Source organism: Bradyrhizobium sp. 134, from assembly GCF_023074155.1.
In the GTDB taxonomy this organism is placed as follows: domain Bacteria; phylum Pseudomonadota; class Alphaproteobacteria; order Rhizobiales; family Xanthobacteraceae; genus Bradyrhizobium.
Genome location: NZ_JADPKX010000086.1, coordinates 255113 through 268632 on the forward strand (window position 1 = coordinate 255113; position 13520 = coordinate 268632).

12 protein-coding genes are annotated in these 13520 nt (G+C 63.0%); 9 read left to right on the forward strand and 3 right to left on the reverse strand.

Features of this window, described 5'->3' with window-relative positions; all coding sequences use genetic code 11:
- Nucleotides 1-40 precede the first annotated feature (40 nt).
- Entirely contained in the window at nucleotides 41-1639 is a 1599-nt protein-coding gene (locus tag IVA75_RS36075; protein WP_247288557.1) for an ABC transporter substrate-binding protein, read from the reverse strand.
- Nucleotides 1640-1944: 305 nt separating this feature from the next.
- On the opposite strand from IVA75_RS36075, the gene IVA75_RS36080 reads away from it, so the two are divergent.
- The 6 genes from IVA75_RS36080 to IVA75_RS36105 all read left to right on the forward strand — a co-directional run bounded on the left by IVA75_RS36080 (nucleotide 1945) and on the right by IVA75_RS36105 (nucleotide 9674).
- A complete protein-coding gene (locus IVA75_RS36080; RefSeq protein ID WP_007593837.1) occupies nucleotides 1945-2202 on the forward strand; it encodes a DUF6489 family protein in 258 nt (85 codons plus the stop codon).
- Nucleotides 2202-3002 carry an alpha/beta hydrolase gene (locus tag IVA75_RS36085; RefSeq protein WP_247288558.1) on the forward strand — a complete coding sequence of 267 codons (801 nt, stop codon included), beginning with the start codon at nucleotides 2202-2204 and terminating at the stop codon, nucleotides 3000-3002. The genes IVA75_RS36080 and IVA75_RS36085 overlap by 1 nt, the downstream gene beginning before the upstream one ends.
- 46 nt (nucleotides 3003-3048) lie before the next feature.
- Entirely contained in the window at nucleotides 3049-4599 is a 1551-nt protein-coding gene (locus tag IVA75_RS36090) for a wax ester/triacylglycerol synthase family O-acyltransferase (RefSeq protein WP_027568899.1), read from the forward strand.
- Between the two features lie 10 nt (nucleotides 4600-4609).
- Nucleotides 4610-5605 carry an alpha/beta hydrolase gene (locus tag IVA75_RS36095; RefSeq protein WP_027568900.1) on the forward strand — a complete coding sequence of 332 codons (996 nt, stop codon included), beginning with the start codon at nucleotides 4610-4612 and terminating at the stop codon, nucleotides 5603-5605.
- 130 nt (nucleotides 5606-5735) lie between these two features.
- Nucleotides 5736-8969, forward strand: coding sequence for a cytochrome P450 (locus IVA75_RS36100; protein WP_247288559.1), 3234 nt, complete (start codon nucleotides 5736-5738; stop codon nucleotides 8967-8969).
- 30 nt (nucleotides 8970-8999) lie between these two features.
- Nucleotides 9000-9674 carry a spermidine synthase gene (locus IVA75_RS36105; protein ID WP_247288560.1) on the forward strand — a complete coding sequence of 225 codons (675 nt, stop codon included), beginning with the start codon at nucleotides 9000-9002 and terminating at the stop codon, nucleotides 9672-9674.
- A 29-nt stretch (nucleotides 9675-9703) separates the two neighbouring features.
- Here IVA75_RS36105 and IVA75_RS36110 read toward each other — a convergent pair whose 3' ends face one another.
- Complete coding sequence (locus IVA75_RS36110; RefSeq protein ID WP_247288561.1) at nucleotides 9704-10168, reverse strand: nuclear transport factor 2 family protein; 465 nt, start codon at nucleotides 10166-10168, stop codon at nucleotides 9704-9706.
- Between the two features lie 145 nt (nucleotides 10169-10313).
- Nucleotides 10314-11228 carry an alpha/beta hydrolase gene (locus tag IVA75_RS36115; protein ID WP_247288562.1) on the reverse strand — a complete coding sequence of 305 codons (915 nt, stop codon included), beginning with the start codon at nucleotides 11226-11228 and terminating at the stop codon, nucleotides 10314-10316.
- Between the two features lie 170 nt (nucleotides 11229-11398).
- Here IVA75_RS36115 and IVA75_RS36120 point away from each other — a divergent pair, with 170 nt between their 5' ends.
- Genes IVA75_RS36120 through IVA75_RS36130 form a run of 3 tightly spaced genes read left to right on the forward strand, consistent with a single transcriptional unit; the run spans nucleotide 11399 to nucleotide 13451 of the window.
- A complete protein-coding gene (locus IVA75_RS36120) occupies nucleotides 11399-11782 on the forward strand; it encodes a hypothetical protein (protein WP_247288563.1) in 384 nt (127 codons plus the stop codon).
- The gene (locus IVA75_RS36125) at nucleotides 11779-12861 is read left to right on the forward strand and encodes an alpha/beta fold hydrolase (protein ID WP_007593822.1); all 1083 of its coding nucleotides are present in this window, start codon (nucleotides 11779-11781) and stop codon (nucleotides 12859-12861) included. The genes IVA75_RS36120 and IVA75_RS36125 overlap by 4 nt, the downstream gene beginning before the upstream one ends.
- The gene (locus tag IVA75_RS36130; protein ID WP_007593821.1) at nucleotides 12858-13451 is read left to right on the forward strand and encodes a GNAT family N-acetyltransferase; all 594 of its coding nucleotides are present in this window, start codon (nucleotides 12858-12860) and stop codon (nucleotides 13449-13451) included. Before IVA75_RS36125 ends, IVA75_RS36130 begins: the two co-directional genes overlap by 4 nt.
- Nucleotides 13452-13520: the final 69 nt, after the last annotated feature.

The following is a 13520-nucleotide window of genomic DNA, read 5'->3' on the forward strand; positions in this document are numbered from 1 at the left end:
TGAAAACGATGGCTTCCGGGACTTCACAACTTGTCGACGCCTACTCGTCCTGCTTGGTCGCCCAATAGAGCATGACCATGTTGTCCGCACGCTGGGTCAACTTCACCTTCTTCGAGACGCCCCAGGCGAGCGCCTGCTGGTGCAGCGGGACGTAGGCCCAGTCCTTCATCGAGACCTCGAAGGCCTGCTTGATCAGGAGATCGCGCTTGCCCGTATCGGGTTCCACGAGAACCTTGTCGGCGAGTTCATCGAACTGCTTGTTGCAATAGCCGGCGAGATTGGCTTCGCCGCGGTTCGGATCCTTGGGATCGTCCCGGCAGCCCATGATGTCGTGCAGCACGTTATGGGAGTCGAGGGTATCCGGGGTCCAGCCCAGCATGAACAGCGAAGTCTTGTAGCCGCCGGGCTTCAGCACCTTGGCGAAATACAGGGCCTTGGGTTGCGCCAGCAGCTCCACTTTGAGGCCGATGCGGGCGAGCATGCCGACGACCGCCTGACATATCGCGGCGTCATTGACGTAGCGATCGTTGGGGCAGTCCATCGTGACTTCGAAACCCTCGGGATAGCCGGCGTCAGCCAGGAGCTTCTTGGCGGCGTCGGGATCGAGCTTCGGCCGGGTGAAATCCTTCGAGGCAAAGATCTCTGGTGCGACCATCAATGCGGACGGCGTAGACAGTCCGCGCATGACGCGATTCTTGATCAGGTCGATGTCGATTGCCCGGTAGACGGCTTCGCGGACGCGAACGTCCTTGAATGGGTTCTTGCCCTTGACGTTGGAGTACAAGAGCTCGTCACGCGCCTGATCCATGCCGACAAAGATGGTGCGGAGTTCAGGTCCCGTCAGCACGGTGGCGTTCGGACTCGCTTTCACGCGCTCGATGTCCTGGACCGGAACCGGCTCGATCACGTCGACCTCGCCGGACAACAGCGCCGCAACACGCGTGGCGGGGTTGGCGATCGGCGTGAAGATGATCTCCTTCAGATTATGTTCCGGCTTGCGCCACCAGTTCGGATTGGCCTTGAAGACGGTCTTCACGCCCGGCTGATGGCTGTCGATCGTGAAGGCGCCGGTGCCGTTCTCATGGAGCGAGGCGTAGCTCGGGGTCGTCGCGGCGGCGGGCGTCGGTGCCACCGCATCGTTCGCCTCTGCCCATTTCTTGTCCATGATGTACCAGGTCGCCCACAGCGCCGTCAGAATGGGATTGGGCGAGGTCAGGATGAAATCGACGGTGTAATCGTCGATCTTGACCACCTTGGCATCGGCGGGAACGCGGCTCTGGAAATTCGAACCTTTCGCCCGCACGCGTTCGGCCGAGAACACCACGTCGTCCGCAGTGAACGGGTCGCCGTTGTGGAATTTGACGTCCTTGCGCAGGTGAAAGCGCCAGCGTGTCGGCTCCGGCGTCTCCCAGCTTTCGGCGAGTGCCGGGACGATCTTCAGGTCCTTGCCGCGGGCAACCAGGCCCTCATAGACATGACCGAGATGCGCACTGGTGGTCGACTCGTTCAGCGTGTACGGGTCGAGCGACTTGAGCTCACCCTGGTTGGCATAGCGCAGCGTCTGGCTCGACGCCGGCGAGACCGCCAACGCAAGCATACTGGCGAGCGTCGCCGCAAACAGACTTCGTCCGACTGACATTCTTGACCTCTCCACTCGCCCGCACCGTCATTTTTGATTGTTCGGCGGAGCTGATCGAACCATGTTGCCCAGAGTTCTCGACCCGTGCAAGCGCCATTCCAGCAAGGAACGCGCCAAGTTGCACTGCTGTGCAGCAATGCTGACCGGCATTGACAAGCCGATGGGCGAGGGCGCCAGCGTTTTTGATTGACCATATCCGCCGATCGCGGAAGCCGGAGCGCCGCGACCGGCCTCAGGTCGCTTGCGTTGCACACCGTCTCGCGGCGATACTGTGGCCGGGCGCTCGAATCTCATCTGGAGGGGACATGAAGGTTAATATCGAAATCGACTGCACCCCCCTCGAAGCCCGTCAGTTCATCGGATTGCCCGATCTGGCACCGATGCAGACGGCGGTGATGGACAAGCTGCAGCAGCAGGTCTTGAGCAACATCGACAAGGTCTCGCCGGAGTCGCTGATCCAGAGCTGGTTCACCTTCGATCCCAAGCTTGCCGAGCGGTTTCAGGACATGTTCGTCACCATGGCCGGCCTCGGCGGCACGCGCAGCGGCGACAAGAAGAAATAATGCCGCCCGGTCCGGACGGGCCGCAGACCCCAGGCCGGCTTCGTCCGCCCGGCCTTGCTTTGCTGCTCGCCGAAGCCCGAGGGTTGCTCGAACTCAACGCCAGCCTGCTGCTGTCGCCGGTCCTGATGCGGGCGCCCAAAGGCGATGGCCATCCGGTGCTGGCGCTGCCTGGCTTCCTCGCCAGCGACCTCTCGATGGCGCCGATGCGGCGCTATCTCAGCGAGCTCGGCTATGAGGCACATGCCTGGCGGATGGGCCGCAATTTCGGCGGGTTGGGACGGATGCGGGATTCATTGCGCGCCCGTCTCGCCGAAATCCATGCTGCGAGCGGACGCAAGGTCAGCCTGGTCGGCTGGAGCCTCGGCGGTGTCTATGCACGCGATCTCGCGCTGCAGGCGCCCGACTTGGTCCGCGATGTCATCACGCTCGGCAGCCCTTTTGCCAATGACATAAGAGCGACCAATGCGACGCGGCTCTACGAGATGATGTCCGGCGAGCGTGTCGAGGATTTCGCCGAGCTGCGTGAGGCGATCGCCGGCGATCTTCCGGTGCCGACGACGTCGATCTATTCGCGCGCCGACGGCATCGTGAACTGGCGAACCTGCCTGCTGCGTCCCTCCGACCGCGCCGAGAACATCGAGGTGCACCTGGCGAGCCATATCGGGCTTGGGGTGAATCCCGCAGCGCTATGGGCCGTGGCGGACCGCCTTGCGCAACCGGAGGGGGAGTTCTGGCCATTTGACAGGGCAGGGCCGTTTGCCATTGCATATGCCCCGCCGGAACAGGCAGTATCGGCCTGACGAGAAGCGCCGCCTAAGGTGCCCGTCAAATACTCGGGAGGGAACTATGGCTGACGGTAAGAAGCTGTCGTCGCTGGACGCGTCGTTTCTCTATCTGGAAACGCCGGAGATGCCGATGCATGTCGGGAGCATGGCGATCTTTCGCCTGCCGGACGACTACAAGGGCGACTTCTTCGAAGATTTCAAGGCAATGATCGTCTCGCGCCTGCACATCGCACCGATCCTCAAAGCGCGGCTGGAGAAGGCGCCGCTCGACATCGATCATCCCTCCTGGGTGGAGGACGACCAGTTCGACATCGACCGTCACATCTTCCGCGCCAGCCTGCCGCAGCCGCGCGACCGCGCCACGCTCGAACGCATCGTGGGCTGGATGCACGCCAAGCTCCTGAACCGCGCCCGCCCGCTCTGGGAGTTCTACGTGTTCGAGGGCATGAAGGACAATGAGGTCGGGCTTTATTCGAAGATGCATCATGCCGCCATCGACGGCGGCGCCGGTGCGGCGCTGACCAACATGATCTACGATATCTCGCCGATCCCGAGGAAGGTCGATCCGCCGACCGCGGGAGCGAAGCCCGGGCAGGAGCCGCGCGACATCGCAGCGAACCTGGTCGATTCCTACCAGCAGCTCTTCACCCAGCCGCTCGATGCATCGGCGGCCGCGAAGAACCTGCAACTGCCGCGCACCGGCAAGAGCGACATCGGCTCGATCCTGTTCGACAATGCGATGTACCAGATCGAGAGCGCGGTGCGCTTTGCCGGCAACATCCCGACCATGGTCAAGAGCGTCTCGGACGTGCTCGGCAAGATATCCGATCCAAAATCGCGCGAGAGCCTTGCCAGCATGGTGTCGCCGCCGACCATGCTCAACAAATCGATCTCGTCCGAGCGCAGCTTCGCCGGCGTCTCGATTTCGCTGTCGCGATCCAAGGCGCTAGCCAAGCAGGCCGGCGGCAAGCTCAACGACGTCGTGCTGGCGCTCGCCTCCGGCGTGGTCCGGCGCTACCTCCAGCAACACGGAACGCTGCCGGCGAAGTCCCTGACCGCTGCCGTGCCGATCTCGCTGCGTGAGGAAGGCAACACCGAAGCCAACAACCAGGTGTTCGGCATGATCTGCTCGATCGCGACCAACATCGACGATCCCAAGGCGCGCCTGGAAGCCATTATCGCGCAATCGACCAAGTCCAAGGAGATGTCGCATCCGCTGCGGGCACTGATGCCGCAGATCTCCAATATCTCGATGCTGGGCGCGCCGATCGTCGTGCAGATCATGGCGCTGCTCTACAGCCGCTCCGATTTGTCGAATGTGCTGCCGCCGGCTGCGAACATCACGGTGTCCAACGTGCCGGGGCCGCGGCAGACGCTGTACGCCGCGGGCGCGGAGCTGTTGCACATCTTCCCGGTGTCGATCTCGACACACGGACAGGCGCTCAACATCACCGTGCAGAGCTATCGCGACCAGCTCGATTTCGGCTTCATCGTCGGCGCCAACATCATTCCGCACGTGCAGGTGATGTGCGACATGCTGCCGGAAGAATTCGCCGCGCTGGAGGCGTCCTATGCTTTGCCCGCTGCGGACATCAAGGGCGCCGCTGAGTAGGAATGTTCCGATGATTGAAATGCCGCCGCTCAAGTTCGTGCAGACGAACGGAATCCGCATGGGCTACTATGAGGCGGGCCCGGTCACAGACAAACCGCCGATGGTGCTGTGCCATGGCTGGCCCGAACTCGCATTTTCCTGGCGCCACCAAATCAAGGCGCTCAGCGAGGCCGGTATCCGCGTGATCGCGCCGGATCAGCGCGGCTACGGCGCGACCGACCGGCCCGAGCCGGTCGAGGACTACGACATGGAGCATTTGACCGGCGATCTGGTCGGGCTGCTCGATCATCTCGGGATCGACAAGGCAATCTTCGTCGGCCACGACTGGGGCGGATTCGTCGTCTGGCAGATGCCGCTGCGGCATCCTGCGCGCGTCGCCGGTGTGGTCGGCGTCAACACGCCGCATTGGGACCGCGCGCCGATCGATCCGATCGCGCTGTTCCGCCAGCGCTTCGGCGATCAGATGTACATCGTCCAGTTCCAGGATCCCGCGCGTGAGCCGGACAGGATATTCGGCAGCCGCGTCGAGCAGACGTTCGACGCGTTCATGCGCAAGCCGCTGGCGCGGCCGGCGGCGAAACCGGAGGAGCCGCCGATCGCGGGTGTCGGCGCCTCGTCAAAGACCAATCTGGCGTTCCCGCAGATGATCGCGGCCTATGATGCAAAGCACGATCCCCGGATTCCGATCCTGTCGGCCGACGAGAAGAAGGTGTTCGTCGATACGTTCACGAAAACCGGCTTCACCGGCGGCATCAACTGGTATCGCAACTTCACTCGCAATTGGGAGCGCGCGAAAGGCCTGGACCATCAGGTGCACGTGCCGTCATTGATGATCATGGCCGAGAACGATGCCGTGCTGCCGCCGTCGGCGGCCGACGGCATGGAGACGCTGATATCTGATCTGGAGAAACATCTTGTGAAGGACAGCGGCCATTGGACGCAACAAGAGAAGCCGGAAGAGGTCAGCGCCAAACTGATCGAATGGCGTAGAAGGCGGTTCGGCTAGCTGATCATTGCGAACTCGTCATTGCGAGGAGCGAAGCGACGAAGCAATCCAGGCTGCCTCCGCCGACATATTTCTGGATTGCTTCGCTTCGCTCGCAACGACGACATTGAAGCAGGGGGACTACATTTCGATGTCATCCAAGAATCGTCTGGACCCGATCCCGCAGCCGCCGACCAAGCCGGTGGTCGGCAACATGCTGTCACTGGATTCGGCCGCGCCGGTGCAGCATCTGACCCGGCTTGCCAAGGAGCTGGGGCCGATCTTCTGGCTCGACATGATGGGCTCGCCGATCGTGGTCGTCTCCGGCCACGATCTCGTCGACGAGCTCTCGGACGAGAAGCGTTTCGACAAGACGGTGCGCGGTGCATTGCGGCGGGTGCGCGCAGTCGGCGGCGACGGCCTGTTCACGGCCGACACGAGGGAGCCAAACTGGAGCAAGGCGCACAACATCCTGCTCCAGCCCTTCGGCAACCGCGCCATGCAGTCCTATCACCCGAGCATGGTCGACATCGCCGAGCAGCTCGTCGGCAAATGGGAGCGGCTCAACGCTGACGACGAGATCGACGTCGTCCACGACATGACGGCGTTGACGCTGGATACGATCGGCCTGTGCGGCTTCGACTACCGCTTCAATTCGTTCTACCGGCGCGACTACCATCCTTTCGTCGAGTCGCTCGTGCGCTCGCTCGAAACCATCATGATGACGCGCGGCTTGCCGTTCGAGCAGCTCTGGATGCAGAAGCGGCGCAAGACGATGGCTGAGGACGTCGACTTCATGAACAGGATGGTCGACGAGATCATTGCGGAGCGCCGCAAGGGAGGAGAGGCGACCGACGACAAGAAGGATATGCTTGCGGCGATGATGACGGGCGTCGATCGCTCGACCGGCGAACAGCTCGACGACGTCAACATCCGCTATCAGATCAACACGTTCCTGATCGCAGGCCACGAGACCACCAGCGGCCTGTTGTCCTGCACGCTCTATGCGCTGCTCAAGCATCCCGAGATTCTCAAGAAGGCCTATGACGAGGTTGACCGCGTCTTCGGTCCCGACGTCAATGTACGGCCGACCTATCAGCAGGTGACGCAGCTCACCTACATCACGCAGATCCTGAAGGAGGCGCTGCGGCTATGGCCGCCAGCGCCGGCCTATGGCATCTCGCCGCTGAACGACGAGACCATCGGCGGCGGCAAGTACAAGCTCAGGAAGGGTACGTTCACCACCATCCTGGTGACCGCGCTGCATCGTGATCCCTCGGTCTGGGGTCCGAATCCGGACGCGTTCGATCCGGAGAATTTCAGCCGGGAGGCGGAAGCCAAACGGCCGATCAATGCCTGGAAGCCGTTCGGCAACGGCCAGCGCGCCTGCATCGGCCGCGGCTTCGCCATGCACGAGGCCGCGCTCGCGCTCGGCATGATCCTCCAGCGATTCAAGCTGATCGACCACCAGCGCTACCAGATGCATCTGAAGGAAACGCTGACGATGAAGCCGGAAGGCTTCAAGACCAAGGTCCGTCCGCGCGCCGATCGCGAGCGCGGTGCCTATGGCGGACCTGTGGCGGTGTCGTCGGCGCCGAAGGCCCCGCGTCAGCCCACCGCGCGTCCCGGCCACAATACGCCGATGCTGGTGCTCTACGGCTCCAATCTCGGCACCGCCGAGGAGCTGGCGACTCGGATGGCCGATCTTGCCGAGATCAACGGCTTTGCCGTGCATCTGGGGCCGCTCGACGATTACGTCGGCAAGCTGCCACGGGAGGGTGGCGTGCTGATCATCTGCGCTTCCTATAACGGCGCGCCGCCGGACAATGCGACGCAATTCGTCAAATGGCTCGGTGACGAGCTGCCGAAGGATGCGTTTGCCAATGTGCGTTACGCCGTGTTCGGCTGCGGCAACAGCGACTGGGCCGCGACCTACCAGTCGGTGCCGCGCTTCATCGATGAGCAGTTGTCGAAGCATGGCGCGCGCGCGGTCTATCCGCGCGGCGAAGGCGATGCGCGCAGCGATCTCGACGGCCAGTTCCAGAAATGGTTCCCGGCGGCCGCCCAGGTCGCGACCAAGGAATTCGGCATCGACTGGAATTTCACCCGTACCGCGGAGGATGATCCGCTCTACGCGATCGAGCCGGTCGCGGTGACCGCCGTCAACACCATCGTCGCCCAGGGCGGCGCGGTGGCAATGAAGGTGCTGGTCAATGACGAGCTTCAGAACAAGGCCGGTTCCAATCCGCCAGAGCGTTCGACGCGCCACATCGAGGTGCAGTTGCCGTCCAACATCAATTACCGCGTAGGCGATCATCTGAGCGTGGTCCCGCGCAACGATCCGACGCTGGTGGATTCGGTCGCCCGTCGCTTTGGCTGCCTGCCGGCCGACCAGATCAGGCTTCAGGTTGCCGAAGGCCGCCGCGCGCAATTGCCGGTCGGCGATGCCGTGTCGGTCGGCCGCCTGCTCAGCGAGTTCGTCGAGCTCCAGCAAGTGGCGACACGGAAGCAGATCCAGATCATGGCCGAGCACACGCGTTGTCCGGTCACGAAACCAAAACTGCTGGCCTTCGTCGGCGAGGAGCCCGAGCCGCTCGAGCGCTATCGCAGCGAGATTCTGGCCCGGCGGAAATCGGTGTTCGATCTGCTGCTCGAATATCCGGCCTGCGAACTGCCGTTCCACGTCTATCTGGAAATGCTCTCGCTGCTGGCGCCGCGTTATTATTCGATCTCGTCTTCGCCGTCGGTCGATCCGGTTCGTTGCAGCGTCACGGTCGGAGTGGTTGAAGGGCCGGCCGCCTCGGGCCGCGGCACCTACAAGGGTATCTGCTCGAACTATCTCGCCAATCGACGCGCGGGCGACGTGATCCATGCCACCGTGCGTGAGACCAAGGCCGGCTTCCGGCTCCCGGACGATCCATCCGTGCCGATCGTCATGATCGGCCCGGGCACGGGATTGGCGCCGTTCCGCGGCTTCCTCCAGGAACGCGCCGAGCGCAAGGTCAAGGGCGCCGCGCTCGGTCCGGCCATGCTGTTTTTCGGCTGCCGGCATCCCGATCAGGATTTTCTCTACGCGGACGAGCTGAAGGCGCTGGCGGCAAGCGGCATCACCGAGCTATTCACGGCGTTCTCGCGAGCGGAAGGCCCGAAGACCTATGTGCAGCACGTCCTCGCCGCGCAGAAAGACAAGGTCTGGCCGCTGATCGAGCAGGGCGCGATCGTCTATGTCTGTGGCGACGGCAGCAAGATGGAGCCCGACGTGAAGGCGGCACTGGTCGCGATCCATCGCGAGAAGAGCGGCAGCGATGCCGCCACGGCTGCCCGCTGGATCGAGGAGATGGGCACGAAGAACCGGTATGTGCTGGACGTGTGGGCAGGTGGATAATCCGGCGGCCGATCGTGCTAAAGCTCTCGCATGATTCCCTGGGAAAAGATCGATACCGCCAAAATCCCCGGCTCCGATGAAGAGCTTCGCCTGATGCGGCGAGGCAAGGAGTTTTCCATCAAGCTCGGCACCAACGAGCTGATGAACAACCGCCTGTCAGGCTCGGAGGCCGCGCTCGCCACACTCGCGGCGAAGCAGATCGAGACGGTGGCAAAACCTGTCGTCCTCATCGGCGGCCTTGGCATGGGTTTTACGCTGCGTGCGGCGCTTACCGTGCTGGGAGGCAAGGCCAAGATCGTGGTTTGCGAGCTCGTGCCGGCGGTCGTCGCCTGGGCGCGAGGCCCGATGGCGCAGGTGTTCGGTGACAGTCTCGATGACGTCAGGGTGAGAATCCGGGAAACCGACGTCGGCGAAACCATCCGGGCACATCGGTCGGCCTTCGACGCCATTCTCCTGGATGTCGACAACGGGCCGGAAGGGCTGACCCGGAAGGGCAACGATGCGCTCTACAATGCGAGCGGGTTGAAGGCGGCGAAGACGGCGCTGCGGCCGGGAGGCGTGCTCGCGGTCTGGTCCTCGGGACCCAACCCGGCCTTCACCAAGCGGCTCGGGAGTGCCGGCTTCGACGTCAACGAAGTCAACATTCGCGCCACCGGAAGAGGCGGTGGCGCGCGTCACGTGATCTGGTTGGCCAGGAAGAGTTAGGCCGTCTGCGCAGCAACCGGTTCAATCCGTCAGAACATCGTGTTGTTGTTCGCCGGATTTTCCGGGATCGGTTGCACGACGTCCCAGTGTTCGACCACCTTGCCGTTCTCCAGCTTGAAAATGTCGACGATCGCGTTGCCCCTGCTGCCGGGCTCGCGAACCGCGTGAACGTGCAGGATGACGTAGTCGCCATCCACGAAGCTGCGCTTGATCTCGCTGTGCGAGTTCGGGAATTTCTCGCGGAGGAAGCCGATGAACTTTCGGAATCCGTCCGGACCATCGGCCGCGTTTGGATTGTGCTGGACGTAGCGGTCGCCGACATGGGCGAGGGCTGCATCGGCATCCTTTTGGTTGAGCCCCTTCTCATAGAACGCAAGCACAGTTTTGCGATTGGCTTCTTCTTGCGCGCTACCCGCCATCGCGGCGCCGCTGGCGAGGGATAGCGTGAGGACTAAAGCAGCGACGATTGCGGCCGACCGGACGATGTAATGCATGTGAACTCCGAGAGGCCGCGGCCTCTTTGTTGGCGATTGAGGTTCTCGGCGATTGAGGAAAGGCTGTATAGCTTTCGTGCCGGCTTACGTTAAGAGAGTAACCGGCAGCTCACATGGTCACCGTGAGGAGACCTTCTGCGTCGGTTTACGCCGCACGCGCCGCTGCGCCATGCGCGTGCTTTGCGATGGCGCCGATGATCTCCGGCCAGAACCGCATCGGCAGCGCGTGGCCCATGCCTTCGATCATCAGCAGCTTTGCGCCAGGAATTGACTCTGCCGTATCCTTGCCGCCCTCGGGGCGGACCAACGGATCGACGGTGCCATGGATGACCAGCGTCGGTGTCTTGACGCCGTACAGTCGCTCCTTGCGGCTGCCGGAGGCGAGCACCGCCCGGAGCTGCCGGCCGACGCCGGGCGGATTGAGCCCGCGCGCGAACACGCGCTCGGCACGACCGGGATCGAGCGCCTCTTCCTCCGGAAAGGACCCGGCCCGCAACACGTTCCAGGTCTGGCCGTAGCGGACGATGAACTCCTCCTTGCTGCGCGGCGGCGGCGCCATCAGCATCGCGGCGGCCTCACGTGTCGGCGGCGGCACGCGCGGATTGCCGGTCGTCGACATGATCGACGTGAGTGAGCGCACGCGCTCGGGAAACGACAACGTCACTTCCTGCGCAATCATGCCGCCCATGGACGCCCCGACCAGATGCGCCGACTTGATGCCGAGTGCGTCCATCAGCCCGACCGTGTCTTTCGCCATGTCGATCAGCTTGTAGGTTGCGGCCACGGGAATCCTGAGAAACCGAAGCTTCAACAACTCGAGCGGCGTCAGACGCTTGCCGCCGGTGAGATGGCTCGACTTTCCGATGTCGCGATTGTCGAACCGAACGACGCGAAAGCCCTGCGCGGCGAGCTGCTCGCAGAACGTATCGTCCCAGTGGATCATCTGAGCGCCTAACCCCATGATCAGCAGCAGCGGCTCGGCACTGTCGTTGCCGAAAGTCTCGTAACAGATGTCGATGCCGTTGGCGTGGACGGTTTGCGGCGGCTGATAGGCGTTCACGGGCGCGTTCCCTCGGCTTTTGATCAATGCTGTATCGCACGGTTTGATCTCGCAATGAAGCCGCGTCCGCGACACCGGACCCGCTGCTTGCCGGTTGACCGGCACCGCGCAACGGTGTGGTATGGCGAAAAAGGAAGGGCATCGAAGCTCTCGAATTCAGGAGGACGCCGATGACCGACAACAGCAACGACCCCATTGCCATGTGGCAGAAGATGGTTGGCGAGATGGAGAAGGGGTTCAACTCCTTCGCCAATCAGGCCATGTCGTCGCCCGAGTTTTCGCAGGCCGTGAACCGGGCCGGCGGCGTTGCTGCAGGTGCTCAGAAGCAGCTCGGCGACCTCATGGAGAAATATCTGGTCTCCATGAATCTGCCGAGCCGGGACCAGGTCACCGGCCTTGCGGAACGGCTGCAGTCCATCGAAGGACAGATCGGTGAGATCAAGTCGATGCTGAGCCAGATGGTGGCAAGTTCCGGCATTTCTCAGGGCTCCGACACCGCAATGCGTCCGCCGCGCACCAGGCGCCCGCCATCTGAAGGCGGAGAGCAGACATGAATGCACCCGCCGGATTAGACTTCGCAGGGATCCCGGAGCGCATCCAGTCCGAGGTGCAGCGCGCCATCCAGCGCAGCATCAAGGGCGTCGAATATTTCTCGACGTCCGGTCCCACGCTCGGCTCGACCCCGAAGGACGTGCTGCATTCGCGCGGCACGATGAGCCTCTACCACTATCGTCCGATGTCCGACGAGATCTATCGAATTCCGATCTTGATCGTGATGGCGACCACCAATCGTGGTTATATTCTCGACCTCGTGCCCGGCCAGAGTTTCATCGAGTTCCTGTTGAAGCGCGGCTACGACGTCTACATGCTCGACTGGAGCGCGCCACGACCGGAGGAGAAGAGCCTTCGCATGGAGGACTATGTCCTCGACTTCATCCCGGATTGCATCCGCCGCGTGCAGCAGGATTCCGGCGAACAGGACGTCTCCGTCATCGGCTATTGTTTCGGCGGCGTGCTGTCGCTGCTCTACGGCTCGATCCACCGTGACGGGCCGATGAAGAATTTGATCTGCTTCACCACGCCGATCGACTTTCGCGAGATGAAGCTGTTCTCGAACTTCTCCGACCGTCGCTATTTCGATGTCGATCGCCTCGTCGACAGCGTCGGCAACGTGCCGCCGGAGATGATCCTGTCGTCGTTCGAGATGCTGCGCCCGGCCTCGCGCACCGTCAGCCAGATCCAGCTCTGGGAAAACATCTGGAATGACGAGTTCGTCAAATCCTACCGGATGTTCGACCGCTGGGCGACCGACACGCTGCCGCTGGCCGGCGAATATTTCCGCACCATCACCAAGGACCTGATGTGGGACAACAAGCTGTTCAACGATACCATGTCGGTCGGCGGCCGTGCTGCGAAGCTCGAGGACATCAAGGTGCCGTTCCTGCATGCGGTGGCGGAGCATGACCACATCGTGCCGTATGAGGCTGCAAAGCACCTGATCGCCAAGATCGGATCGGAGGACAAGGAGGAGGTGATGCTGAAGGGCGGTCACGTCTCGCTCGTCGCCGGCGCCAATGCGGTGAAGCGGCTATGGCCGAAACTGGATTCCTGGCTGGGGAAGAGATCGACATGAGTGAGCAGCGTTCCTATCCGCGTCATGTGAAGACGGACGCGGGCGATATCGAGATCCGCCTGATGTCGCCTGCGGACGAAGCCGCGGTGCTCGCCTTCGGCAAGGGCCTGCCGACCCACGATCTGTTGTTCCTGCCGCGCAACATCAGTGAGCCGAAGGTGCTCTCCGCCTGGGTCAAGGAGATCGAGCGCGGCGCGATCACGAGCCTGCTCGCGGTCAGGGGCGGCACGGTCGTCGGCTGCGGCACGCTGGTGCGTGACCCGCACTCCTGGTCGCCCCATGTCGGCGAGATCCGGATGGTGGTTTCGCTCGATGTGCGCGGGAAGGGGGTCGGTCGGACGCTGTCGCAGGAGACCTTCGCACTCGCGCTCGGAGCCGGCCTCGAGAAGCTCTCGGTCCAGATGACGGTCGATCAGCAGGCGGCGATCACGCTGTTCGAGAGCCTTGGCTTCAAGGCCGAGGCACTGCTGCGCGATCATGTCCGCGATGTCGACGGCAAGACCCACGATATCGTCGTGCTCGGGCACAACATCGCCCAGGTCCAGGCCCAGATGGAGGCCTATGGGCTGCCCGGCGCCGTCCAGCATTGAGAACCGGTGGACGGGTGTCGGGAACCCGGATGCTCAGGGAGGCGCCAGATTGCCTCCCATTAAGGCTAT

Bases quoted from the DNA above. Each gene is read 5' to 3' on its own strand.
- IVA75_RS36110 (WP_247288561.1), bottom strand. From the start codon at position 10,168: ATGCATTACATCGTCCGGTCGGCCGCAATCGTCGCTGCTTTAGTCCTC.
- IVA75_RS36130 (WP_007593821.1), top strand. From the start codon at position 12,858: ATGAGTGAGCAGCGTTCCTATCCGCGTCATGTGAAGACGGACGCGGGC.
- IVA75_RS36075 (WP_247288557.1), bottom strand. From the start codon at position 1,639: ATGTCAGTCGGACGAAGTCTGTTTGCGGCGACGCTCGCCAGTATGCTT.
- IVA75_RS36080 (WP_007593837.1), top strand. From the start codon at position 1,945: ATGAAGGTTAATATCGAAATCGACTGCACCCCCCTCGAAGCCCGTCAG.
- IVA75_RS36125 (WP_007593822.1), top strand. From the start codon at position 11,779: ATGAATGCACCCGCCGGATTAGACTTCGCAGGGATCCCGGAGCGCATC.
- IVA75_RS36100 (WP_247288559.1), top strand. From the start codon at position 5,736: ATGTCATCCAAGAATCGTCTGGACCCGATCCCGCAGCCGCCGACCAAG.
- IVA75_RS36120 (WP_247288563.1), top strand. From the start codon at position 11,399: ATGACCGACAACAGCAACGACCCCATTGCCATGTGGCAGAAGATGGTT.
- IVA75_RS36090 (WP_027568899.1), top strand. From the start codon at position 3,049: ATGGCTGACGGTAAGAAGCTGTCGTCGCTGGACGCGTCGTTTCTCTAT.
- IVA75_RS36105 (WP_247288560.1), top strand. From the start codon at position 9,000: ATGATTCCCTGGGAAAAGATCGATACCGCCAAAATCCCCGGCTCCGAT.
- IVA75_RS36085 (WP_247288558.1), top strand. From the start codon at position 2,202: ATGCCGCCCGGTCCGGACGGGCCGCAGACCCCAGGCCGGCTTCGTCCG.
- IVA75_RS36095 (WP_027568900.1), top strand. From the start codon at position 4,610: ATGATTGAAATGCCGCCGCTCAAGTTCGTGCAGACGAACGGAATCCGC.